This window comes from Leisingera sp. NJS201 (assembly GCF_004535885.1).
Lineage (GTDB): Bacteria > Pseudomonadota > Alphaproteobacteria > Rhodobacterales > Rhodobacteraceae > Leisingera.
This window is the reverse complement of record NZ_CP038234.1, coordinates 3,761,463-3,785,051: the sequence shown is the minus strand read 5'-3', so window position 1 is coordinate 3,785,051 and position 23,589 is coordinate 3,761,463. Positions and strand designations below refer to the sequence as shown.

The window sequence follows — 23,589 nt, the reverse complement described above, 5'->3', positions numbered from 1 at the left end:
AAGGTGCCCGAGAACCATTGGTCGAGCAGCAGTGACACTGGCGATAGCAGGACTGGAAGACAGAGTATACCCGCAGTGAGAGAAGGTGTCCTGCCAAGGCCGAGCCGGACGCATAGCATAGCGGTGCCCAAGACGATCCCGATGGAAAGGAAGAAATGGATAAACCAGGAGGCGGCTGCCGCGAGATAGCTCAGTTCTGCAGTTGGCTGCGGGGAAAAACTGGTCAGGATCAGCGCTGCTGTAAACGAGAGGGAGGCGGCATAGGCCCAAAGCCGCTGCCAGCTGATGCCGCTCAGGCCGAAGAGGGACAGGGCGATATTCATTCCTCCCTGCGATCCAGAACTCAGCTGCATAACCTAGCCTCCTTAGGTGCTGGTAGGATGCTCAACTTTTCCAAATCTATATAGGTGTAAACGCTGAATCTTGAACGGTCGACGTACGACCGTCCGTACCTTTTGGCGACCGTTCATGCACAATAACAGCGGATCAGGGAATTCAGTATTTTCTGGGCTGCCATACGGAGAGATGCCTTTGCCAAGCGCAGCCTATGCGCTTGAGAATGATCATCAAAAGGTTTCTCCATGTCTCAGTCTCTTAGGGCTTCTCTCGCCCTTGCCGCCGCAGCTACAGCACTCTTAGGCGCACCCGCCCTGGCCGGCGAAAAGAACCTCACAGGCGTTATCGGTCTGGGTACGTCCTACGGCCCAGAGTTTTCTGGTTCCGATGAGTCTTCAGCCTCGGCCTTCCCGATCATCAGTCTGGAATGGGGCGAGCGCTATTTCTTTGATGACCGCGGGTTGGGGTTTTACGCCCTGCGGAACCAGGGTGGCTCGGGGCTGTCTGCGGGTCTGGCAATCGGATATGATTTTGACGAACGGATCGCCTCTGATGACTCCCGGCTGACAGGGCTGCGCGATGTCGAAGCCGGCGCAATGCTGACAGCGTTTCTCGAATATGATCTCGGGTTCGCGGATTTCGGGCTTGAGCTGAACCGAGGGTTGGAAAGCGCAGGCCATGAAGGTACGCGCGCAACAATGAGCCTGGAATTCAGCGGGCAGGTCAATTCGCGTCTCTCACTCTCTGCAGTCCCCTATCTCGTTTGGGCCGACAGCTCTTATTCTCAGGCGTTTTATGGCGTTAGCCCGTCCGAAGCAGCTGCTTCGACGTTTGCCGGATTTACGGCCGGCTCCGGGTTTGAACGGGTTGGTGTCGAACTGCAGGCCACTTATGCCCTGAATGACCGTACTGGCATTTTTTTGGGGCTGAACCACGCGGAACTGGTGGGCGATGCCAAAGACAGTCCGGTCACCTTTGACTCGGGGCAAACCGCGATTTCGACCGGCATCTACTTCCGATTCTAAAACGTTGGCACGCGGTCGGCCTGGCGGCAGCCAGGCCGGTTGCATGCGGCGAAATCACTGGAGGCTTTAATGAAACGTATTCTCTCCGCGGCTGCGGCTATGTGTGCAGCCGTATTGCTCTGGGCTTTCTTGCTTGACGATGATCCTGCGCGCATGAACCAGATCACCACGGATGGGCAGATCGTTCAGCCTGGTGTCCTGCCGGCTGGCAAGGCAATTACCATGGCTCAGGCGCAGGGCAGGAATGGCCAGGCGATCCCGCTTCTGGTTGTCGGGATGACGCCTGATAACGTGACGGCTGTCGACCTAACCCGGTATGGCGGAGCGCCGGATACGGATCTTTTTCGCGTGTTTGATCAGGTCGGAGAGGAGACGTTAAAAACGCTGTGGCAGCAGGCCCAGGGCACAGATGGAGCCGCGGGACTGCTGGGTGAGTACAGCTTCGATGTGTTGAAGCCCGCTGCGGGCGGGGGGGATTTGCATATTGGAAGCGGAACGAATTTCCCCGAGCATGCGGAAGAAACCCTCAGTTCGTCGGTCTTCAACTTTCCCAAGTTCGGCGTTGCGACACCGCCAGTTACCAGCGTGGCTTTGCGCGATGACATGCTGCTGGATTATGAAGTGGAACTTTGTGTCCGGTTCGATCGCGACATCAGGTCATTTGCAGACTTCGAAGCCGCTCGGAAAGGCTTCTTCCTCTGCGGGGATTTTACCGATCGCGGTACGCTGCTGCGGATGATTGATACGGGGAACTTTGATTCCGGGTCCGGGTTCAGCGATTCAAAAAGCGGAGAAGGCTTCTTTCCCAGCGGGCCCTTCCTCGTCATTCCGGCAGAGTGGCAGAAGTTTGTGACTGATGAACGCATTCAGACGCTGCGAAACGGTGTAATCCGTCAGGACGCTTTTGGCGCAGAGATGATTTTGGGCTTTGATGATCTTGTACAGAAGGTTCTTGGGGACACGGCTTCCACACGATTTGTTTACAAAGGCTCCAATCACCGGTTGGTGCGGGACGAACAGATCGCCGAGGGGCAAGGCCTGATGTCCGGGACACCGGAAGGCGTGATCTTCATGCCGCCGACAGCGCGCCAGATCGTCCGTGGAGTAGTCAGGTATGTTGTTTCGGGGCCGTCTTCAAGGCAGCAAATCCTTACGACGCGATCATCTCATCTGTTGTCACTGATGAGCAGGAAGCCGGGCGGTTTCTCATGCTAGACGAAGAAGTATCATATCTCTCTTCTAGTATGGGAAAAATCACCATCGCTGTGACCTCCCCGGCAGGGCAGGGGACATAACAAGGATGTGGCCAGAGCTGTGGTTCTGGCCGCTTAAGTTGTCCGGCTGCGGACGGGTGCTTCTTGGTCGGGACTGAAATGCCGACCTGTCGAAGATGTCTTGATCACCAAAGGGATTTGACGGGGCACCCGGTGAAGACCGTCGCGAGATCAGTTTTGAAAAACTGAACGGGTGGCGAGATGCCGCCACCCATCGCGATAGATACCCGAACATTTCCCTAGGCCATGTTGACAAATGCGGAGCCAAAGGCGGATAGAAGTGATGTCAATGAAGCCCAGGAAGCTTTCAGCAGTCTTGTCATAGCGGGTTGCGACGCGCTGGGCATTCTTTAGTATCCACTCACTGGAGCAAACCCTCCGGCTTCCAGCCGGATCCGCTTAAGCGTGAAAGAATCCTTTTATGCGCTTACCCTCCGGAAAATGAGCCTTCGAGCCGCAGCCGGGTCGAAGGCTCATTTTCCGGAGGGTAAGCGCATGCAATATGATACCGGCAAACACTGCGTTTTCTACCACCGCTACCATATCGTATGGTCGACCAAATACCGCTACAAAGTGCTGCGCGGGGCATTGCGCCTGCGGGTGCGCGACATTTGCCGCCAGGTCTGCGCCGAGAACGGGGTCGCCATCTTGCGCGGGGTGCTGTCGAGCGACCATGTGCATATTTTCGTGTCGGTACCGCCGAAACTCGCCATCTCCGAACTGGTGCGCAAAATGAAGGGCCGTTCGTCTTACCAGGTGCAACGGGAATTCCCTGCGATCCGCAGGCGCTACTGGGGCTGCCGGTTCTGGGGCCGCAGGTATTTTTCAACCATCAAAGGCGCCATCACCGAAGACATCATGCTTCAGTACCTGGAAAATCACATTGCCGATCCTACCGGCGCCAGCCGGCAGTCGTTCAGTTTGTTGAAGCATCGCTCAACCATGTTGCGCAGCCGGTAAAGTCTGTGATCTACACCCACGCGCATCTTGCGGGTCGTGCGCATTGGAATTTGAGTGAGGATGTCGCGCTCATCCATGGTTTTCCGAATACGGTCAGCATCATAACCCCGATCTGCTAACAGCACCTTGGGCTCCGGCAGGTTGTCGGCCATGACCAGGTCGACAACCGAGATAACACGACGTTTGGCCCGGTGTGATTTCCGTTCTCATTGGCAGGCCATGCGCGTTGACGCGAAGGTGGATCTTGGTCGTGAACCCACCTCGTGAGCGGCTAAAACCCTGTCGAGGAGTCCCCATTTAGCGCCCGTTGCCTCATGATGGGCGCGAATGACGGTGCTATCGACCATTTGCAGGGCGTCTGGGACGGCCCCGCTCTGGTTGAGGGCATCCAGAATGTCCTCCTAAAGGGCCTTGTTGCATGAATCGGGCGAGGGATTCACTGCGTGAAACCAGCATGCTAGCTGTGAGCCATGCCGTCTGGCGATGGTGGAGCGGCTGCCACCGCCGGAGCCGTGTCGAGATATGAGGAGGATCAGAAAAGGATCTGGGGATCCTTTTCCCGACGATTGGATGAACTGCATCAAGCTGCTTGGTCAGTCATTGATGGTTCGAGACTTCGAACGCCAGGTCGCCGAACTCCAGGTCCGTATCGCCGTGCTGAACGGCTACACTGCGCTTGGCATACCTGTTACGCGGCCCGTGGGATAAGTCCGTCCGGGGAAAGGGAAACTACGGTCAAACCCCGATTTGTGCAACAAGGCCCATCGCAGACCCCGGCTTGATGATGTGGACGCCCCTGCCACAGAGACTTGAGACAGATACGCTCAGGTCGACAATTCGCGGCAGAAAAGGAGCGGCCATTGTGAAGATCACAACGATAGGGCTTGACCTGGCCAAGAGCGTTTTCCAGGCGCATGGCATAGATGAGAACAGCAAGACGGTTTTGGTGAAGCGTCTGCATCGAAAGCGGATGATCCCATTCTTCTCGAAACCACCGCCCTGCCTGATCCGTGCGGAGGCCTGCGCCACAGCGCATCACTGCGCGCGCACGCTGATCGCCATGGGGCACGAAGCCCGACTGATGCCGCCTTCGTTTGTGAAAGGGTACGTCAAGCGCGGTAAGGGTGACGCACTGGATGCGGAAGCGATCTGCGAAGCGGTTCAGCGTCCAACCATGCGCTTCGTGCCGGTGAAAGCGGTCGAGCAGCAGGGTATTCTCGTGGCGCACCGGACCTGCTCACTGCTGGTTCGTCAGCGCACGATGGCTGCAAATGCACTGCGCGCCCATCTGGCCGAATTCGGCCTTGCCGCCAATCCTGGCATCGCCAATCTTGTGAAACTGGCTGACCGGGCATTCGCCGGTAACGACCTTCCGTCTTATGCCCGCCGAGCCTTTGAAATCCTGATCCGGCGACTTGCCGAACTGACCGAAGAGATCAGCATGCTCGACCGGGAACTGCGGGGCTGGCATGCCGAAAACGAAGCCAGCCGCAGGCTCGCGGCCATCCCCGGCGTCGGCGTGATCACCGCAACCGCCATTGCTGCCACTGTAACGGACCCCGGTCAGTTCCGCTCGGGCCGGCAGTTCGCTGCCTGGCTCGGTCTCACACCTCAGCAGCGCTCGACCGGCGGCAAAACCCGGCTCGGCGGCATCCCGAAGCAGGGCGGCCGATATCTACGAAGATTGCTGGTGGTCGGCGCGACTGCCGTGATGCGCCATGCGAAGAGGACACCGTCACCGATGACTGATCGGGTCAACAGCCTGCTGGAAAAAAGCCATTCCGGCTTGTCTCTGTCGCGTTGGCCAACAAGCTCGCCCGCATCGCCTGGGCATCCTGACGAGAGGAGACACCTGCCGGCCATAGGACTTGCCCGCCTGAAAGGCATGCAGCCCAATCCCGAATTGGCAATGGCAGTCGATGATGCGTAACGACGGAGCCAATGGCGAGGAAACCCCGTCTGTATCAATGCGCTTCGCAAACGCGCCAGCTTGATCAGGGACCTCACCGGCGGATTTCCATCAAGGCCAGCGGAACAGCACACCGCACAAACAGGCCGGACATATGAAAGCAACCGATCAACGCAACGCGACGAAATCAGCCCTTGCCACAGGGGGCGTCCACATATGAAACACGTTCAGCGGGAGCTGCGAATCCCTTTTGTCAACACGGCCTAAGGATTATGATCGCTGCCCCGTTGTTTCACGATACGAACATTTAATAGGAATGGGCCGAAGTTTCGGCCTTTTTTCTTAAGGAGAAAAAAAGTACCGCAAGGCCTGAAAAGAATAACGTGATTTGTGGGACGTGGATCATATACGCGCCATTTGGTGAGATGGAGTCGCCCCATACTTCACTAATTCCACCTGTTGACCAGCCAAAGGTCCAAGCGACCCAAAAGGGGATTACGACTATTGTGCCAAGAATTGATACACGTCGCCAGTCTTGAAGGGTTTGGGCCTTGAATGTGAAGTAGATAGTGATAGATGCGAGCGTCAGTCCAAATGTCACCTCGCGTATGAAGTGGTTCTTCACATAGTCAGCGATCAACGGTGTCGAAAGGGACGTCGGGATAAACTGAGAATATGCAATGAACATGAACGATATTCCGCTGATGATCAGTATGCGTCCTAATAGTGTCATATTTTTTCTCCCTGATATTTTATTTGTGAAGGAAATTTGATCCATTCACAACTTCTCCTCATTTATCATCATAGCGGTTTTTTCTGGTCTGGTGACGAGGTTGACTTGGCTCTGCGGCATGGTTAAGAAAGCTCATGAATAGAGCTACGCAGACCGGTGCCGCAATAGGAAAAGGCGAGTTCCTGATCTCTGCGGATTACCTTGGGTTGTTGATATCGTTTTCAGCAAAATACGGCGTTTCACCAGAGTCTTTGTTTTCCAATTCGGATGTTTCATTAACTGACTATTTGTCCAGGCCGCTCTTTGTGCGGAGTGATACGTATAACGGGCTAATCGACGAGCTTGTGGGCGCCTCGCGCGATCCGTTGCTGCCGTGGAAATACGGCAAGGCCATCAGTGAGCTGTCCCATGGAGCCGTCGGTCTAGCGCTTCAGAGTTGTGCCACATTGCAACAATTCTTCGATCTTCTGCCGATGTTTTTTGCGACCCGTGCGGGTTACGCCCAATCCGTCTCTGTCAGGGTCGCCAAAACCCGCTGCGAAATTGTTGTCCGTTCGTCAAAACCCGATGCTCCCGGACATATCGTGCGGTTCAATACTATTGCCAGCCTGATGGCATTTGCCTGGATGAGCCGCCGGTTGACAGGAACCGAAACAGGATTTCTGGATGAGGAGTTGCAAATCTCCTGGCCCGATCCCGGTTTGGAAATTCCGGCTGATTTGCTGCCGCCGGGTACAACGGTCAGTTTCGAACAGCGGGAGAACCTGATTGCGCTCCCTAAGACCCGGCTGCATACGCGGATCGTATCCAGCAGCCCCAGTTTGATGGATGCGGCTTTGCGCCGCTGTGAGGTGGAAATGGAGGCGCCACCACCCAATTCGGGAGTGGTGGAGAAGGTGCAGTGGATGTTCCGGAAGACGGAACCGGAACTGCCTACGCTTGAGGCAACGGCAAGCCGTCTTGGCGTTTCGCCCGCGACATTGAAGCGGCAGTTGAACAGCCAGGGGACCTCCTTCATTAAAATCAAGAAACAGGTCAGGTTCGACCGGGTCACCGGGCATCTTCTGCTTGGCAATCTGTCGATTGACCAGATTGCTGTTCGCACTGGATTCAGCGATGCCAGCAATCTGTCAAAGGCGTTCAGGCAGTATTTCGGGGAAACCCCGGCCAGTTCCGGGAGCGGCATAGGCTGGTGGATTAGCGCGCGGCGGGCCGGGGGTTTTGCAGATTGCTCCCGGTTCCCAGCACAGCTGGCAGCAACACCGGGAGGGTGCGGTTTAGGCGTAAAGAAACCTTTGCATGGTTGCGGCCACATCTTCCGGAGCTTCCAGAACAGCGTTGTGGCCGACTGGCAATTTGGTGACAGAGGCTTGCGATGGCATACGGGAGAGAAGATGTTCGGAGCGGGCTGCGTCCATTGCCGGATCCTGATCACCATAGATCACCAGACAGGGAACATTGCGTCCGTTCAGGCAGTCCGACAGGTCTTCGCGGTATTTCATGACGCTGAACAAAACAGGTTTGAGCGCCTTGTAGTCCAAGAGGTGCAAATAGTTGCGCAGTTTGCTCACCAGCATATGGTCGTCTTCGGCTGCGGACTTGGACAAGAGCGCCTTTGTCAGCGCGCCTTCGAAGTTCTTGACGCCGAAGCGGGCCAGCAGGCGCGGAATAATCGAGAACATGATTTTCTCGGAGGTTTTGGGACCGGATGCGCAGGTGTTCATCAGAATCAGGCCATCGCAGCGGTCGGCAAAATGTTTGCAGAAGGACTGCGCGACAAAGCCTCCCCACGACAGGCCGACAATTGTACAGCTCGGCAGCGCGTGGTGGTCCAGTATCTCGCGCAGAGCGACGCTGCAATCTTTGATTGAGAACAGTTTCTGCGGGGCATCTGAGCCGCCGTGGCCGGGGGGGTCAATGACCAGAATGTTGTAGTCGGGGATAAAGGCCTCAAGGATCGGATCCCACATAGTTCCGTCGAAAAACATGCCGGGCCAGAAGGTCAAAGTCCCCTTGGGGTTAGGCGAACGGCTGATCGCCACGGCCATGCTGCCCAGGCTTGTCTGGATTTGCTCTTTGATCACGTTGCTGTCTCCGCTTGGTAGGTCGCGTTAATGGCCGAGGCGGCTTTCATCGCGTTGTAGATACATAGAGATAGGAAGGTTCCTTCCAGAGAACGCCTCCCGTTTACACCACCGCCGCCGAAACCGCTGGCCTCGCCAACGGCATAAAGACCGTCAATGGCAGATCCGTCAGACCGCAGCACGCGTGAGGACAGGTCCGTGTTGATCCCGCCCAGACTTTTACGTGTGATCAGGTGCAGCCGGATTGCCACGAGAGGCCCCGCCGCCGGGTCCAGGATGGGTTGACCCCGGCAAATCCTAAGCCGGTCGCCTTTCCATTGGCGCAGGCCGACAATACGGCGAACCTGGTCGTCGTTGACCTGGCCGTCACTAGCTGTAAGCTGGCGGTCATAATCGGTCAGTTCGGCTTCCAGAACTGCTTTGTCGATCCGGTTATGGCCGCTTAATCGGTTCATGCTCGCAACGAGCTCATCCAGAGTGTCGGCGGTAATGATGTCCCGGCTGCGGGGTTCTATCTGCTTCAGAAAGTCATCAGGAACACGCAGCAGATTGGCTAGGAACGTGAGTTTGCGTTCGTCCCGGATAGCCGTATTAAAGATGGCGCCGGAGATATTGAGCTCTCGCTTGGCAATTTCCCAGTTCATCACCTGCCAGGTGTAACCGTGGTCCTGCTCACAGACCCGCTGGCACAGATGGCGGGTGTCGAACCCGGAAACCAGTGGCATCGGGCCAATACGGCGCCCATAGCAGTTAGCCCAGAGCCCGGACCGGGGCGGGATCAGACTGGCACCATGCTTGGGGTCCATGCGATCGGAATAGGGGTGATGAATTCCGGCGGCATAATTCCAAAACGCGTCCAGATGCGTTACATTAGCAGATAGATATTCGGCCGCCACGCGATGCAGCTTGCCATCGGAATATTCATGCGAGCCATTAAGGATGTAGTCCGGCACCTTGGGCCAATTGTTCGGCCAGAGGCGGCGAACCTCCTCCTCGCTGCCTGTTACGCCACCGCTAGCGATGACTATGTCCCGGCCGTGAAAACGGCGTTCGATACCATTGTTTTCAGCAATGCAGCCGATGACCCTGCCGTTTTTGTAGATGAACTGCTGCACATCGTGGTGGAACACCAGCGTCAGCTTGCGGCGCTGCTTGTGGCGCATCAGGCGCTGTACCAAGAGCCGGGTCAGCTTTTCCGATGACCCCCACATGATGTGGTATCTTGGTACCGAATTGCCAGACGTGTAGTCGCCCCGCTCCACCCAGCCGGGCGCCGGTAGAAAGCGGATTCCCAGCTCCTTGGTGAGCCATTGATAGACTGTATCAGAGCCTTCATTGATATAGGAAAGCGCCCATTTTTTTTGCCAAACATCTTCTGGGCCGAATTCGGCTGCGTGCAGCCAGTCACGGGTGGCGAGTTCCTTGGAATCCTTGATCCGGTTGCTCCGCTGAACGGGCGTGCCGGTAAACCACATGCCGCCGAATGCTTCATAAGCCTGACCGCCGATTTTGGAAGGCTTGCCGCGTTCCAGAATGGCCACCGACCGGCCGTGGTCCAGCAATTCAAGCGCTGTGACGATCCCGGCGATCCCTCCACCAATAACCACGGCGTCAAAGTGTCTGGGAAAGGGAGTCATGGAGCGCCTCTCAAGCAATGCGGCTGGTAATTTCCACCGTGATTGCGAGAGTGGCGATCTTAGCCACATGGTTCGAGAGCGAAAGAGATCAACTGTTTGGTTAAAGGGGCGCAGATTGCAGGCCTGACGTCGGGAGCGAATGCGCGATGCAGATTACACTGCCGCCATGAATGGTGCGTCTTCATAGGGTGATGGATGAGCTTTGGGCAATCTGCATGCAGCCGTAGGTCGTGTATTCGCATCAGTGGCAGGTCGGTGTGGTGCTCTGTTCCCTGAAAACTGGATCGTATGAAGCTGGAGTTTTCCGCTAAGTTTCCCTGGTTGGGAGAGGAGCGGAATCGCATGAAAGCATCGAAGTTCACGGAGGCGCAGAAGGCCTTCATCCTGAAGCAGGGCGAGCAAGGCACGCCGGTCGCGGAGATCTGCCGCAAGGCGGGGATCAGCCAGGCGACGTACTTCAACTGGAAGAAAAAATACGGGGGTCTTCTGCCGGACGAGATGCGCCGGCTGAGAGCGCTGGAGGATGAAAACACCCGGCTGAAGAAGATCGTAGCCGATCTGACGCTGGACCGGGAAATGCTTCAGGATGTCATTCGGCGAAACCTCTGAAGCCTGGCCGTTTGCGCGAGATCGTCACCGGGATGTGCGTCGACTGGGGCGTGTCGATCCGGAGGGGTTGCCGGTGGTTGCGCCATTGGTCCGAGCGACCACCGGCGACGGGGCCATCTGCTTCGACACATCCACCTACCACTACAAGTCCCGGCGGACCACTGCCCGGCAGGGCATCGCGCGGCGATGTCCCGAGAGGGGATCAGGCTGCCGTCGAACGGCGGATCAAAGAGATCGCAGAGACGCGTGTGCGCTATGGCTACAGGCGCGTCCACGTGCTTCTGAGACGGGAGGGCTGGGTGATCAACATGAAGAAGGCACGCAGGATTTACAACGAGTTGGGGCTGCAGCTCAGGAACAAGCACCCAAAGCGCCGGGTGAAGGCAAAGCTCAGAGAAGACCGTCAGGAAGCCGTTGGGCCGAACGATGCCTGGGCGATGGACTTCGTTCACGACCAACTCGCCCTGGGCAGGAGGTTGCGTATCCTGACCATTGTCGACACGCATTCCCGGCTCTGCCCTGCGGCCGATCCGCGCTTTATCTATCGGGGCGAAGATGTCGTGCAGACGCTCGAACGGGTCTGCGGGCAGATCGGCTATCCCAGGACGATCAGAGTCGATAACGGCAGCGAGTTCATCTCGCGGGACCTCGATCTCTGGGCCTGCGCCAACGAAGTTACCCTCGACTTCTCACGGCCTGGAAAGCCCACGGATAATAGCTTCATTGAGGCGTTTAACAGCAAGCTCCGAGCGGAATGCCTGAACGCACACTGGTTCATGAGCGTTGCAGATGCCCGCAAAAAGCTGAAGGATTGGCGCCGGCACTACAATGAGGACAGACCCCGCAGCGCAATCGGATACAACGTCCCGATTGCCATGCATTATCCCGATGGCGTCACCAGCCCGTCATCGTGACAGAGCCGGAAAAATCCAGTTTCTGGCGGTCCAAGGTTGGGGTTCAGAGCAGAAAGCCTCGGCAATATGACACCGGCCGGTGTCTACTTCGGTCGCAGCGGCAGCATTCTGAAGGAAAGGAGAACCATCAAGGAAAAAACACTGAAACAGCGACGCTTGCTCAATCTCGGGCGCGCTACTTAAGATCAAAACCGATGCGCCAGGCCGTCCTAAATGCCGTCAGCTCAATCAGACCACTTCATTTGATAATGGACACCTGCGCAAAGCTGCCGTTAGGTGTGCGCCACCATGCGGTTAAATGATTGCGGAGAGAGCAGGTAGGATACGGCGGTTGCCTGCTCCCGCAACCAACACAATCTCCTCAGAAATATCAAAGGCTTCGGATCTACAGCCCGGGGCCTTCGCCGTGTTCGCGCCTTCCCCTCCCGCCGCCAGCCGCAACAGCCCGGCCAGATCGCCCTCAAGGGTCAGATCCAGGCCAGAGCCCTCCGACGCAGGCGTCAGCACAATCCGCTCCACCAATGCACGAGCGCCATCGACCCCGTCGTCTGCTGATCAGCCCCACTTAAGTGGTCCAGTTTGAATGTTAGTGCATGATTGGCCTGGGTTTCATCGGGACGATGGTTTCCGGGGCCGGTGGGCGGTAGCCCAGGGCACTATGTGGTCGTTTCGTGTTGTAGTGCTTCCTCCATTTTTCAATCAGAATTTGCGCCTCTCGCAGGCTGTAGAAGACCTCCCCGTTCAGCAGTTCATCCCTGAGGCGGGCGTTGAAGCTCGCGCAGTATCCGTTCTCCCAAGGCGAGCCGGGCTCGATGTAGACCGTTCTGGCACCGGCCGCTGCGATCCAGGCCCGAACGGCCTGAGCTATGAACTCCGGGCCATTATCTGACCGAATGTACGCAGGCACGCCGCGCAGGATGAACAGGTCGGTAAGCGCGTCGATGACCTCGGTCGAGTTCAGCTTGCGCTTCACCCGGATCGCCAGACATTCCCGGCTGTGTTCATCCAGGATGTTGAGCGTTCGGAACGCTTTCCCATCATCGGTTCGATGATGCATCGAGCCATTGGGAACGCCATTGGTCCGAGTGACAATGGCGAGCGTCATACGACCAGACATGGTTGCGATACTCTGGCCGTAATCGAATGCATGAACCGTCCACTGCCCGGCAGGGCATTGCGAAGCAATGTCCCGAGAGGGTTCAGCCAGAGCCGCCCTTTCTTGGGCTGCTTCATTGGCACTTTAAGCCCTGAGCTAATGAGATGAACTGCCTTCCCACCAACCCGCTGCTACATTGGCGGCATAGGTGGAGAGAGGAGCATCTGATGGACATCAAGGTTCTGGGCATTGATTTGGGCAAGACCGTTTGCAGTCTTGCCGGGCTGGATGAAGCGGGAGCGGTTGTGTTTCGCAAACGGCTCCAGCGGCATCGGCTGCTGGACTTTCTTGCTACGCTGCCGCCCAGCGTGGTTGCGATGGAAGCCTGCTGCGGGGCGCATCACATCGGGCGTTTTTGTCTTGAGAAGCGACATGAGCCCCGGTTGATGTCGCCACTCTATGTCCGGCCCTATGTCAAGGTTCACAAGAACGATGACCGTGATGCGGAGGCGATTGCCGAAGCCGCGACGCGGCCGACGATGTCATCCGTTGCGATTAAATCGGAAGAACAGCTCGACCTTCAGGCTTTGCACCGTGCGCGAGAGCGCCTCGTGTCGGACAGGACGCGCTTGATCAACCAGGGTCGAGGCTTCTTGATGGAACGCGGCATCCGAGTAGGCACTGGCCGCCATGTTTTCCAAAAGGAGCTGGCCAGATTGTCAGCAGAGGGCGCTGCCGATCTTTCACCCCGAATGCTCCTGCTTGTGACCGACATCCCGCTCACACTGCGCGAACCGTGCCCCTGCTGTGGCGGCGTGATGCGCATCATCGAGATCGTCCGCCGCGGTCAGAAGCCGCCATCTCGAGCACCACCCCGGGAGCAGGTCGCATGGCGCACCGCCCGTCTCAAACGCGCGAAACTCACCAGCTGTCGCCTGCAGGCTGGATCGCTCCTGGCCTGCTCGTCGCCGCGCTTCGCTCAGGAAAATGCAATCAACTGTTCCGCCGGCATCCGAAACCCACGCCTCCAGTCGTCCGAGCGACCTTCAGCGATCGACACGTCCCGCCCGGTCGGTGGCCAGACCCCACCCTCGCAATCACCCGCAGCACGCTTTTCCCAAAGACAGCGCCCGGGTCCTGCGGCTTCCTCCTTCCGAGGTTTGTCAACGCGGGCCGACGCCCGCAGGCGCCCCGCCGTCACGCAGCGGCCCGCATCGAAAAACCTTCAGGATAGCTGTCGCTTCAAGTTTGCGAACTGTGGTCGCCCTTCGGAATCTGAGCGGCCCAAAGGAGACCATTGCGGAGCATCTTGGCGCTGCAATGCGGCAGGAGAAGCCGCCATTCACCCTCGATCCTCTGGTTTTGGATCCCTTTCGTCCCGTTAAGCGAAGGTTGGAAAATGGAGCGGAATTGGTGCCATCAGCCAAGGACGCCATGCCACGCCAACCTTCCTCGGCGGCTCTATCACTTACACAGGTTGTCACAGGTCAATTTCAATTGGGTGTCGCATTGCTAAGGTCTTTGGATGGATACAAAGATTGCCCGGAACCTGTCGATCAAACAGATACGCGCGTTTGTGAGTGTTGCTGAACACCAGTCCTTTAGCCGCGCAGCAAAAGCTCTGGCGATTTCGCAGCCCGCCCTGACACTGAGCGTTCAGCAACTTGAAGACATCGTCGGTGCGGCGTTGCTGAAGCGGACCACCCGGTTTGTGTCGCTGACGCAGCAAGGCCAGGAGTTCCGGCCGAAAGCGGAAAAGATACTGTGCGACATCGAGGCCGCCGTGCTGTCGGCACGGGCCAGCGCGATACATCAGAAAAACCGGGTCAAGATCGCCACGTTGCCTTCCGTTGCCGTTCGTGTCCTTCCGGCCGCGATGCGCGACTACGCGGATACCTCGCCGGAAACGAAAATCTCGGTGCAGGATGACAACGGGCGCGGGGTACAGGCGCAGGTTCTCAGCCATGAAGCCGATTTCGGGATTTCCAACATCTGGAGTGACGAGGCCGATCTGCAGTTCACTCCATTCATGCGCGACCAGCTGGGCCTGATCTGTCGTGGCGACCATCCCCTGGCAAAGCAAAAGCCCCCGCTGACCTGGGCGAGTCTTGAGGGCCACCCTTTCGTGGGTATGGCACCCGACACCGGGATCAGTCGGCTTGCGAAGAGCGTCGAGGGGCTGCCTGAAGGGGTGACTGACCCGGCCTACACAGTTCTGACCATTGCCGCGCTGGTCGGGCTTGTCGAAAACGGCGAGGCGATCTCGGCGCTGCCGGCTTTGTCTGCTCCGGATTATTTGAACCCGGCATTGGTCTATCGAGGCCTGCGCGAACCGGTATTGCATCGGGAACTTTGCCTGATCACCGCGAAGGGCCGTCCGCTCTCTGCGGCCGCCAAGGGTTTCCGCGATTTCTTGCTCAACCATTCACACCGGATCAGCGCGACGTTCCCCAACAATACGGTCGGGTGCATGGCCCCGTCAGATTGATTTATTTGTTTTTCAAATAACTTGTTCGATTCTTCAAATTTCTCTTATGGCGCATTTTGCGCAATGACTTTTCCTAAGCAATCACACGCGGGGAAGGATTGAAAATGCTCCAGGCTATATCGGAAAAAATGCGGCCCGAGGTGGAGGTCATGGACCTCGCGCGCTTGGGTTCGCTACATTCTTCGACACTCAGCTTCATGCGCACGCTGGTGCGTCGTATCATGAAGGAAGAGTGGGCAATCGACCGGCGGGTCTTCGACCTTGACGAAAACGGCTTTGGCACCGCGATCTACCAGATCGAAACGCCCAATGACACGTTCAGCTTCGTGCTGTTCTCCAACCACTTGTCCGACGAGGACCGCAATGACCGGGTGATCGCCACCAGCTGGGATCTGACCATGGCGCTGTGCGAAGGTGTCGTCGACGATCTCTGGCTGGAAGAAATGCGCAACAACGTCCCGAAACAGGAAGCAGGCCGGGTTGATGCACGAGTCTTCAGCCTGTCGCGCGCCAACCGTTCCTCGCGCCTGTTTGGCTATGTTCTGGACGAGCTATGCGCCGGACGTCAGCCGGAAGCCGACCGCATTGCCGAAGTCGGATATCTCTACCGCACCACCGCCGTTTATGGCAGCGGCAAGCTGGGCATGGCCGACTGGAACAAGGTGCGCAACAAGTTCGCCGACTTCAACCGCCCGTTCGCGCCGGAGATGTTCATCTGCTACATGCTGCGCCAGTTCAGCCTGGATCAGGTCGATCACATCGCCAAATCGCGCGCACCTGACAGCGCTGTGGCGCTGGACGACCGGCTGAAGCGGTTCTTCGGCATTGGCAATTCTACCGGTCTGGGCATGGCCCCCTATCTGGTCAATCATGGTGAGCTGTTCAGCCAGTGGGTGGAGATGCGCGAAACCGCGCTGGCCCAGGTGCTGCACAAGGCCACGCCGACAGGCTGGCGGATTGAGCTGTTCCACGATCTGGTGCTGCGCGGCATCAGGCACTTTAGCGAAAGCCGCACCGGTGACGAAGAGCAGATCGAACGTAACCGCGTGCTGATCGCGGAACTGGCCGAGATCGATGCCTGGGTTCGCGATCAGGGCGACAAGCTGGACACCTGGTCGGTCCTGTCCGATCACGCCAGAGAAGCCTGGAGCCTGGAAACCCAGGAGCTGATCCACGCCATTTGCATGGAAATCCATCCCGAACTGGTCAACGACCTGGAAGACAATTGCGCAGTCATTCCCAACCCGGTTCTCGACCCGGCAATGACCACAGATCAGCTGCGGCTGATGATCGAAGACCGCTATGACTGGGCGCTGGCGATCGACTTTTCGGAACCGGTCGAAACCGATGCCTTCTGGTACCGGTCGGAGGAAAAGCTGGAGCCGCGGCTGGGTTTTGTCGGTGCCGATCCTGGTGTTGAAAAACAGATGCCCTTGCCGATCGGCCGCCGGGTGCGCGACTGCTATGATCTGCTGGTCGCGGATCTGGCCGAACATCCTGACGGCGATGTCGTCCATTTCCTGCTGCGCCGCCCGTCACAGAAAAGCATCGTGCGCCGGATGCAGACCATGTCCCGCTATAAATATGGGGAAATCCGCGCCAACCTGGCCAACCGCAGTGTGCGCCCGATGGACTTGCTGCGCTGCAAGCTCGCGTTTTTCGGCGTCAGCAAGTTCGACCCGCGCTCCAAGCTCTGGGTGCGCAACACCATGTATCAGGGCGCGCCCCTGATCGACGATATCGGCCACACCTTTGACAGTTGGTTCCTGCCGCTGAAACCCGACCTGAAGGAGCAACAGGCATGAAAGTTTCCCGCAACGAAATGATCGCGGCGCTGTCGCGCGCCTATGAAGGGGCCGGCCACCACATCGGCGATTACGAAGACGCCGCCCAGCTTGTGACCTGGTCGCAAATGTGCGGACTTGCGGGCTTTGACAACATCGCCATGCCGCCAGTTGGCCCGAAAGGCGGAGCAACGCCAAGGCTGGTTTTTGAAAATAAAGAAATTGCGGTGGTCGATGCGGGTGGTGCCGAGGTCTGCGAACACGGCTCGCTGGCGGCGGATCTGGCGCATACCAAAGCGCGGAAATCCGGCTTTGCCGTCGTGCAACTGGCCAATTGCCGCTATCCCGGTCTGATCCTGCGCAGCCTATCCTTGGTTGCACAACAGGGCGTGTTCATTGCCGCCTATTGGCAGGATGCCGCGGGCTCCCACGGAGCCAGTTTCGAGGCCGGGGCGGTTTTTCCGAACTACTGGTGGGTGGAATCGCCTGTTGGCACCGAAGAGGTTTCGACCACCACGATCATCTGCACTGACAAGCCGACGCTGCTGGCGGATGCCGTGGCACGGCAGGCCGAGCATCCGAAACTGCGGCGCCACGAGTATTCGGCTGCGCAGCTTGCTGCCAATTACGGCCAATCTCTGGAGGCAGGGATCATGGTTCCGCAGGCGCATTGGGACGCGCTGAACGCGTCTGCGTGGCCGATCCTTGTTGCGACCACCGAGCAGTCACGAGCCGGCGCCGGGCCGGGCTGACCTCTGGGGTTTACCTTATTGCGTTCAACGCCGTTAGGAACAGGGCGGAAGCCAGGAAAATCTGAAGGCTGGCGGCGGCACCCGAAACGTGCCGCCGCCAGCGGTCGCAAGGATGCGTGAGGAGCTGATCCAAATCACGCATGCTTGCGAAGGGACGGCAAATACGCCGGTCGCGTCAGAATGCATAGTAGGACTTTCAATATTCTTGGATTAACCAGACATCGGCATTGGACACTTGTGGCAACCCGGATCTTTCGTAGTTTAACAGGGCCTTGTTGCACAAATCGGGGTCTGACCCCAGTTCCCCTTTCCCCGGACGGATTTATCCCACAGTCACAGTGACGGGTATGCCAAGCGCAGTGTAGCCGTTCAGCACGGCGATGCGGACCTGGAGTTCGGCGACCTGGCGTTCGAAGTCTCGAACCATCAATGACTGACCAAGCAGCTTGATGCAGTTCATCCAATCGTCAGGAAAAGGATCCCCCAGATCCTTTTCTGATCCTCCTCATATCTCGACACGGCTCCGGCGGTGATAACCGCTCCATCGCCGCCAGATAGCGCGGCCGAGGTGCTTTGAGGCTCTCAGAGCTTCGTTGCGTGCCTCGGCGCCCGGCTCGTCAGCTTCCAGGGTTTGGCGTTCTTGCGGGGCGGGATGACGGCCGCTGCGTTTCGCACCGCGATGACCTCATGGCACTTGCGTGTGTCATAGGCTCCATCCACTGCCCGGCAGGCGATTGCGAAGCAATCTGCCGAGAGGGGGCGGTGACGCTGCCGATCTTCTGATCCGGCGGAATCTGGTCCAGTAATTCTGGTAACATGGGCGCGTCACCAATGTTGCTGCCCGTGATCCCGACGGCCCGAACCTCCAACGTTTCCTCGTCGATGCCGATATGTATCTTGCGCCAGATGCGCAGCTTGGGGCCACCCGCTGCCCGGCAGCACATGCATGGCATGTGCGAGAGGGGGGCTTGCGGGCGTTCCATTCACCTTCTCCTTCGGCCTTGATGCCGGTGCTGTCCGCTGCCCGGCAGTGCATCACGCAGTGATGTCACGAGAGGGGATCAACAGGTGCAGCGGCCCCTTCGCGCCACGACAGGGGATGCTCACATTCAGCGTGTCTGACGGCGGCACAGGGTACTAAAGTCCGGCACGGTCCAGTCCAGGCCGACCAGCCGCAAAAGGCTTTGTACGACCCCCGTCGTTTGCCGCAACGGCATGCCAAACAGCACCTTCATCGTCAGGCAGGTCTGGATCGCCGCGTCGCTGAAGCTCGGTTGTCGACCGCGCTTGCCGGTCGGTGGCGGCCGCCATGTCATTTCTGAATCGAACCACACCGTCAGCGATCCACGCCGCTTCAACGCTTCATTGTAAGCCGACCAGTTCGTGGTCTTGTACTTCGTAGGGGTCCCACTTCTCATATCATTCAGCTAGCATGCTGGATTCATACAGTGAATCCCTCACCCGATTTGTGCAACAAGGCCACCAGCATCTCTAAACAGCGCTTTGCCAGGCTCTCGGCAAATGTCATTTTGCCGGTTTCACAAGCCCATCTCTGCGGCTTTTCACGCTAGACGGAAATCATGGTGGCCGCACCTTGCACAGGTGCGCCAACCGCAGCGAAATAACAGGTTGTGCCCACAGCTTTCCTCTCCCCCACTTAGTGGCCGGCAGGGACTTTGGTCGAATACCGCGGCTTTTGCCGATGGTCTAAGCCTTTAGGCAGCACCGGACCCAGTGCCTGCAATCTAAGGTGCATGGCCACCAGTTCCGCTGCATTTCTTGGATCAATTCTTGGGAGGAATGGCATGAACATCCACACGAACGGGCTGGCCAACGCGGCACTGGACACGGCCCATCTGGGCGTCGATTTTCCGTTCAAGCCGCGTTATGGCAACTTTATCAACGGTGAATTCACCGAGCCCCGCTCGGGTCAGTATTTCGAAAACACCACTCCGATTACCGGCGATGTGATCTGCGAGATTGCCAGGTCCAACGCCGAGGATGTCGAGACAGCCCTGGACGCGGCTCATTCGGCGTTTCCGGCCTGGGGCAAGACCTCGACCACCGAACGTGCCAACATGCTGCTGAAAATAGCCGACATCATGGAGGCAAACACCCAGCTGCTGGCGGCGGCGGAAACACTGGACAACGGCAAGCCGATCCGCGAGTCGATTGCAGCCGACCTCGCCCTTTGTGTCGACCACTGGCGCTATTTCGCGGGCTGCATCCGCGCCGAGGAAGGCCATATCTCCGAAATCGACGCCGACACCTATGCCTATCACATTCCGGAACCGCTGGGCGTGGTCGGGCAGATCATCCCGTGGAACTTCCCGCTGCTGATGGCAGTTTGGAAGCTGGCGCCGGCGCTGGCGGCGGGCAACTGCGTGGTGCTGAAGCCGGCCGAGCAGACGCCGGCTTCGATCATGGTGCTGGCGGAGCTGATTGCCGATGTGCTGCCCGCGGGCGTCTTGAACATCGTCAACGGCTTCGGGCTGGAGGCGGGCAAGCCGCTGGCCTCGTCGAACCGGATCGCCAAGATCGCCTTTACCGGCGAGACCACCACCGGGCGGCTGATCATGCAGTATGCCAGCCAGAACCTGATCCCGGTGACGCTGGAGCTGGGCGGCAAGTCCCCGAACATCTTCTTTGAGGATGTGATGGCCGCCGATGACGCCTATTTCGACAAATGCCTGGAAGGTTTCACCATGTTTGCCCTGAACCAGGGCGAGGTCTGCACCTGTCCCAGCCGGGCGCTGATCCAGGAATCGATCTACGACGACTTCATGGCCCGCGCGATTGAACGAGTGAAGGCGGTGAAGCAAGGCAACCCGCTGTCGATGGACACTATGATCGGCGCTCAGGCTTCCGCCGAGCAGAATGAGAAGATCGCGTCCTACCTGCAGCTAGGCAAGGACGAGGGGGCCGAACTGCTGACCGGCGGCAATGTCTCTGCCCTGGAGGGGCTTGAAGGCGGCAATTACATCGAGCCGACGGTGTTCAAGGGCCACAACAAGATGCGGATTTTCCAAGAGGAAATCTTTGGCCCGGTGCTGTCCGTCACCACCTTCAAGGACGACGCCGAGGCGCTTGAGATCGCTAATGACACGCTTTACGGGCTGGGCGCCGGCGTGTGGACCCGCGACACCAACCGCGCCTTCCGCTTTGGCCGTGACATCCAGGCGGGCCGGGTCTGGACCAACTGCTATCACGCCTATCCGGCCCATGCGGCCTTTGGCGGCTACAAGCAGTCGGGCATCGGCCGGGAGAACCACAAGATGATGCTGGACCACTACCGGCAGACCAAGAACCTGCTGGTCAGCTACAGCCCCAACGCGCTGGGCTTCTTCTGAGCAAGTCGCGCTGCAGGCGGCCCCGGGTGTCCGGGGCCGTTCCTTTTTTCATTCAACCGGGGAGACTGCAATGACCGGGGCTACTGGCATGACCGTGACGGCAACAGAGGCGGCGCTGGATCTGATCGGCGCGCTGAAGGCGCGGTTCGGGCAGGATCTGCTGTTTCACCAGTCCGGCGGCTGCTGCGACGGGTCCGCGCCGATGTGCTTTCAGCAGGGCGACTACATCATTGGCGGCAGCGATGTGCTGGTTGGGGAAATCGGAGGGGTGCCGTTTTACATGAATGCCGATCAGCATGCACGCTGGAAGCACACCAATTTGGTGATCGACGCAATTGACGGTATCGGCGGGATGTTCTCGCTGGAGAACGGCAGCGGCAAGCGGTTCCTGACCCGCTCGGACGTGTGCCTGCGCTGAGTTGCGCCGCACCATGGTCAGGTCAGCGCGCGCCCAAGGAAGCCGCGCAGCGCGCCAGTGTCTATCGGCTTATGCAAGAGCGCCGCGTTCAGCCCGGCGCAGGCAGCCGCCAGATCCGGAGAGCGGTTGGCGGTCACCAGGCAGGCCGGGATCGGCCCGTGCTGCGCCCGGAGCGTGGCAATCGCATCAGTGCCAAGTGCCCCGTCGTCCAGCTGGTAATCGGCGATGATCGCATCCGGGCCAATGTCGATTTCCTGCAGCAGCGCGCTGGCTTCGGCGCAGCTGGCGCAGGGCAGCACATTCAGCCCCCAGCTGTCCAGCGTGATCTCCAACGCCGCCCTGAGGCCGGTGTCGTTTTCGATCAGAACCACGATCCGGTGCGCAAACGGCACCGCGGCGCCGGTGCCGGGGACGGGCAAGGGCGACGGTGGGCGCGCCGCCGTGCTCAGCGGCAGCTCCACCGAAAAGCAGGTGCCGCGCCCGACCTCCGAGGTGAGGTTCAGCGGATGTTTCAGCAGCCGGCAGGCCCGTTCGACAATGGCGAGACCCAGCCCCATGCCGTCCGACGGGCTGGCCTTGGCGTTGAGACGCTGAAACTCTTGGAACACCCTGTCCTGATGCTCCGGCGGGATGCCGGGGCCGGTGTCGCGGACCTCGAGCAGCACCCGGCTGCGGCGTTGCCGCACCCCGATCAGAACCTTACCGCTATCAGTGTAGCGCACCGCGTTGGAGGCGAGATTCTGCAGGATGCGGCGGAGGTAAGCGGCGTCGCTTTCCACCACCGCGCCGCTGCGCACGACCCGGAATTCCAGCCCCTTGAGCCGGGCAACCGGTTCCAGCTCGTCCTTCAGCTGGTCCAGCATGCCGCTCAGGCTGATGGCGCTCCGGTCGATTGCCGCCAGGCCGGAGTCGAGCTTGGAAATGTCCAGCAGGGCGCCGAGGATCCGCTCGACCGCGACCAGCGCGTTGCCAGCCTTGGCCGCCCGGTCCCTGAAGCCCGCATCCTGCAGGTCGTCCTCCAGCGAGCCGACATAGAGCTTGGCGGCGGACAGCGGCTGCAGCAGGTCGTGGCTGGCGGCGGCGACGAACCGCGATTTGGAGGCATTGGCGCGCTCCGCCTCAGACAGCGCGTCCTCCAGCTCCAGCGTCCGTTCGGCCACCCGCTGCTCCAGCGTTTCGTTGACCTGGGAGATGGTGCGGACCGCGGCGCGTTCGGCGGTGACATCGGTAAAGCTGATCACAAAGCCCTTGTCCGGCATCTGCTGCGCAAAGACCGCCAGGACGCGGTCGCGGCCCAATCCGATCTCGAACGACAGGGGCGCCCGCTTGGCGGTGCTGGCCACCCAGGCCTCGACCTCTTCCGGCCGGGTGCCGCCGAGCAGGCGGATGCTGTCCGCGGCCTGGCGGTAGAGGGTGGCGAAAAACATGCCCAGCTGGAATTTGCCCGCAGGCATCGACAGGAGTTCTCCGGCGCGGTGGTTCCAGCCGACCAGGCGGTTCTGGGCGTCGAAGATGCAGACCCCCTGGTCAAGATGCTCCAGCGTCGCCTTGATCACCCGCGACTGGTCGTCGAGCAGCCGCTCGCGCTCCTGCCGCTCCAGCCGCATCATGTCGGTGATGTCGGTCTGCAGGATCACGGTGCCGCCGTCCGGGGTGCGGTGCTCGCTGACCTGCAGCCAGCTGTTGCCGGCCATCATCACGTTGAACACCGCATGGTCGTCCTTGTGGCGGGCGATCCGGTAAGCTTCCCAGCCGACGGCGGTCTCGCCCTCCGGCAGCGCCAGATGAGCGCTGGTCGCCACCAGGTTCACATAGTCGGCAAATTTCAGTCCCGGGCGCAGCAGATGGTAGATATCGGTCATGTGCTTGCCGAACCGGGTGTTGCACATGACCAGCACGTCCTGCGCGTCAAACAGGGCAAAGCCTTCCTGCACCGTCTCGATCGCGTTCGCCAGGTTGGCGCGGGCGGCCTCGGTCTCGGCATTGGCCAGCGCCAGCCGGGCGTTCGACTCGTTGAGCAGGTCCAGCGCGTGCTCCAGCTCGCGGGTGCGCAGGCGCACCTCCTCCTCCAGCATCACCGCGCGCTGGAACTGGGCGTAGGCCTCACCGGAGGCTTCCGAGCTCTGCTCGGCCCGGCGCATCAGGGTCTCGATGATTTTCAGCAGCTTCTCGTTCTGCCGTTCCGGCGGGTCCCGGGGGTCGATCAGCTCATGCACCATC

Annotated in this window: 13 protein-coding genes and 7 pseudogenes; 13 read left to right on the top strand and 7 right to left on the bottom strand. The window is 59.2% G+C overall.

The genetic code is table 11. The annotated features are described in order from the left end of the window. The first annotated feature begins 581 nt into the window (after positions 1-581). The 3 genes from ETW23_RS18705 to tnpA all read left to right on the top strand — a co-directional run bounded on the left by ETW23_RS18705 (position 582) and on the right by tnpA (position 3,595). A complete protein-coding gene (locus ETW23_RS18705) occupies positions 582-1,361 on the top strand; it encodes a MipA/OmpV family protein (RefSeq protein ID WP_134830891.1) in 780 nt (259 codons plus the stop codon). A gap of 69 nt (positions 1,362-1,430) precedes the next feature. Next, the gene (locus ETW23_RS18700; RefSeq protein WP_254695078.1) at positions 1,431-2,576 is read left to right on the top strand and encodes a fumarylacetoacetate hydrolase family protein; all 1,146 of its coding nucleotides are present in this window, start codon (positions 1,431-1,433) and stop codon (positions 2,574-2,576) included. 554 nt (positions 2,577-3,130) lie between these two features. Further along, positions 3,131-3,595, top strand: coding sequence for an IS200/IS605 family transposase (tnpA, locus tag ETW23_RS18695; RefSeq protein ID WP_134831358.1), 465 nt, complete (start codon positions 3,131-3,133; stop codon positions 3,593-3,595). On the opposite strand, the pseudogene ETW23_RS18690 reads toward tnpA, so the two are convergent. Continuing rightward, a pseudogene (locus tag ETW23_RS18690) lies at positions 3,535-4,002 on the bottom strand (IS5 family transposase); the annotation flags it as partial. The gene tnpA and the pseudogene ETW23_RS18690 overlap by 61 nt on opposite strands. A 65-nt stretch (positions 4,003-4,067) precedes the next feature. Between ETW23_RS18690 and ETW23_RS18685 the strand changes: the two are divergent. Together ETW23_RS18685 and ETW23_RS18680 are read left to right on the top strand one after the other, a co-directional pair. Next, positions 4,068-4,303, top strand: a pseudogene (locus ETW23_RS18685) (hypothetical protein); the annotation flags it as partial. Positions 4,304-4,457: 154 nt separating this feature from the next. Next, positions 4,458-5,460, top strand: a pseudogene (locus ETW23_RS18680) (IS110 family transposase). 351 nt (positions 5,461-5,811) lie between these two features. Here ETW23_RS18680 and ETW23_RS18675 read toward each other — a convergent pair. Next, positions 5,812-6,282, bottom strand: a complete 471-nt coding sequence (locus tag ETW23_RS18675; protein WP_134830890.1) for a hypothetical protein — start codon at positions 6,280-6,282, stop codon at positions 5,812-5,814. Positions 6,283-6,371: 89 nt separating this feature from the next. On the opposite strand from ETW23_RS18675, the pseudogene ETW23_RS26895 reads away from it, so the two are divergent. After that, positions 6,372-7,361, top strand: a pseudogene (locus tag ETW23_RS26895) (AraC family transcriptional regulator ligand-binding domain-containing protein); the annotation flags it as partial. Between the two features lie 153 nt (positions 7,362-7,514). On the opposite strand, the gene ETW23_RS26890 reads toward ETW23_RS26895, so the two are convergent. Continuing rightward, positions 7,515-8,207, bottom strand: a complete 693-nt coding sequence (locus tag ETW23_RS26890) for an alpha/beta fold hydrolase (protein WP_247676923.1) — start codon at positions 8,205-8,207, stop codon at positions 7,515-7,517. A gap of 110 nt (positions 8,208-8,317) precedes the next feature. After that, complete coding sequence (locus tag ETW23_RS18665; protein ID WP_134830888.1) at positions 8,318-9,958, bottom strand: FAD-dependent oxidoreductase; 1,641 nt, start codon at positions 9,956-9,958, stop codon at positions 8,318-8,320. Positions 9,959-10,300: 342 nt separating this feature from the next. Here ETW23_RS18665 and ETW23_RS18655 point away from each other — a divergent pair. Further along, a pseudogene (locus ETW23_RS18655) lies at positions 10,301-11,481 on the top strand (IS3 family transposase). Between the two features lie 586 nt (positions 11,482-12,067). On the opposite strand, the pseudogene ETW23_RS18650 reads toward ETW23_RS18655, so the two are convergent. Continuing rightward, a pseudogene (locus tag ETW23_RS18650) lies at positions 12,068-12,729 on the bottom strand (integrase core domain-containing protein); the annotation flags it as partial. Between the two features lie 12 nt (positions 12,730-12,741). Between ETW23_RS18650 and ETW23_RS18645 the strand changes: the two are divergent. The 4 genes from ETW23_RS18645 (at position 12,742) to ETW23_RS18630 (ending at position 17,601) form a co-directional block, all read left to right on the top strand. Then, complete coding sequence (locus ETW23_RS18645) at positions 12,742-13,962, top strand: IS110 family transposase (protein WP_134830886.1); 1,221 nt, start codon at positions 12,742-12,744, stop codon at positions 13,960-13,962. Between the two features lie 140 nt (positions 13,963-14,102). Next, the gene (locus tag ETW23_RS18640) at positions 14,103-15,065 is read left to right on the top strand and encodes a LysR family transcriptional regulator (protein ID WP_134830885.1); all 963 of its coding nucleotides are present in this window, start codon (positions 14,103-14,105) and stop codon (positions 15,063-15,065) included. A gap of 149 nt (positions 15,066-15,214) precedes the next feature. Beyond that, entirely contained in the window at positions 15,215-16,870 is a 1,656-nt protein-coding gene (locus tag ETW23_RS18635; RefSeq protein ID WP_205879916.1) for a hypothetical protein, read from the top strand. Beyond that, entirely contained in the window at positions 16,867-17,601 is a 735-nt protein-coding gene (locus ETW23_RS18630; protein WP_134830883.1) for a DUF3726 domain-containing protein, read from the top strand. Before ETW23_RS18635 ends, ETW23_RS18630 begins: the two co-directional genes overlap by 4 nt. A 322-nt stretch (positions 17,602-17,923) precedes the next feature. Here the strand turns inward: ETW23_RS18630 and ETW23_RS18625 are convergent. Further along, positions 17,924-19,019: pseudogene (locus ETW23_RS18625) on the bottom strand (IS5 family transposase). A gap of 387 nt (positions 19,020-19,406) precedes the next feature. Here ETW23_RS18625 and adh point away from each other — a divergent pair. After that, complete coding sequence (adh, locus tag ETW23_RS18620) at positions 19,407-20,951, top strand: aldehyde dehydrogenase (RefSeq protein WP_134830882.1); 1,545 nt, start codon at positions 19,407-19,409, stop codon at positions 20,949-20,951. Positions 20,952-21,021: 70 nt separating this feature from the next. Then, complete coding sequence (locus tag ETW23_RS18615) at positions 21,022-21,369, top strand: DUF779 domain-containing protein (RefSeq protein ID WP_205877333.1); 348 nt, start codon at positions 21,022-21,024, stop codon at positions 21,367-21,369. Between the two features lie 17 nt (positions 21,370-21,386). Here ETW23_RS18615 and ETW23_RS18610 read toward each other — a convergent pair whose 3' ends face one another. Further along, the gene (locus ETW23_RS18610) at positions 21,387-23,588 is read right to left on the bottom strand and encodes a PAS-domain containing protein (RefSeq protein ID WP_134830881.1); all 2,202 of its coding nucleotides are present in this window, start codon (positions 23,586-23,588) and stop codon (positions 21,387-21,389) included. Between the last annotated feature and the right edge of the window lies 1 nt (position 23,589).

What these genes read in the sequence shown, in the direction of transcription:
- ETW23_RS18610 (WP_134830881.1), bottom strand. Translation starts at nt 23,588, where the DNA reads ATGGTGCATGAGCTGATCGACCCCCGGGACCCGCCGGAACGGCAGAAC.
- ETW23_RS18700 (WP_254695078.1), top strand. Translation starts at nt 1,431, where the DNA reads ATGAAACGTATTCTCTCCGCGGCTGCGGCTATGTGTGCAGCCGTATTG.
- ETW23_RS18645 (WP_134830886.1), top strand. Translation starts at nt 12,742, where the DNA reads ATGAACTGCCTTCCCACCAACCCGCTGCTACATTGGCGGCATAGGTGG.
- ETW23_RS18615 (WP_205877333.1), top strand. Translation starts at nt 21,022, where the DNA reads ATGACCGGGGCTACTGGCATGACCGTGACGGCAACAGAGGCGGCGCTG.
- ETW23_RS18675 (WP_134830890.1), bottom strand. Translation starts at nt 6,282, where the DNA reads ATGGATCAAATTTCCTTCACAAATAAAATATCAGGGAGAAAAAATATG.
- tnpA (WP_134831358.1), top strand. Translation starts at nt 3,131, where the DNA reads ATGCAATATGATACCGGCAAACACTGCGTTTTCTACCACCGCTACCAT.
- ETW23_RS18665 (WP_134830888.1), bottom strand. Translation starts at nt 9,958, where the DNA reads ATGACTCCCTTTCCCAGACACTTTGACGCCGTGGTTATTGGTGGAGGG.
- ETW23_RS18705 (WP_134830891.1), top strand. Translation starts at nt 582, where the DNA reads ATGTCTCAGTCTCTTAGGGCTTCTCTCGCCCTTGCCGCCGCAGCTACA.
- ETW23_RS18635 (WP_205879916.1), top strand. Translation starts at nt 15,215, where the DNA reads ATGGACCTCGCGCGCTTGGGTTCGCTACATTCTTCGACACTCAGCTTC.
- ETW23_RS18640 (WP_134830885.1), top strand. Translation starts at nt 14,103, where the DNA reads ATGGATACAAAGATTGCCCGGAACCTGTCGATCAAACAGATACGCGCG.
- ETW23_RS18630 (WP_134830883.1), top strand. Translation starts at nt 16,867, where the DNA reads ATGAAAGTTTCCCGCAACGAAATGATCGCGGCGCTGTCGCGCGCCTAT.
- ETW23_RS26890 (WP_247676923.1), bottom strand. Translation starts at nt 8,207, where the DNA reads ATGTGGGATCCGATCCTTGAGGCCTTTATCCCCGACTACAACATTCTG.
- adh (WP_134830882.1), top strand. Translation starts at nt 19,407, where the DNA reads ATGAACATCCACACGAACGGGCTGGCCAACGCGGCACTGGACACGGCC.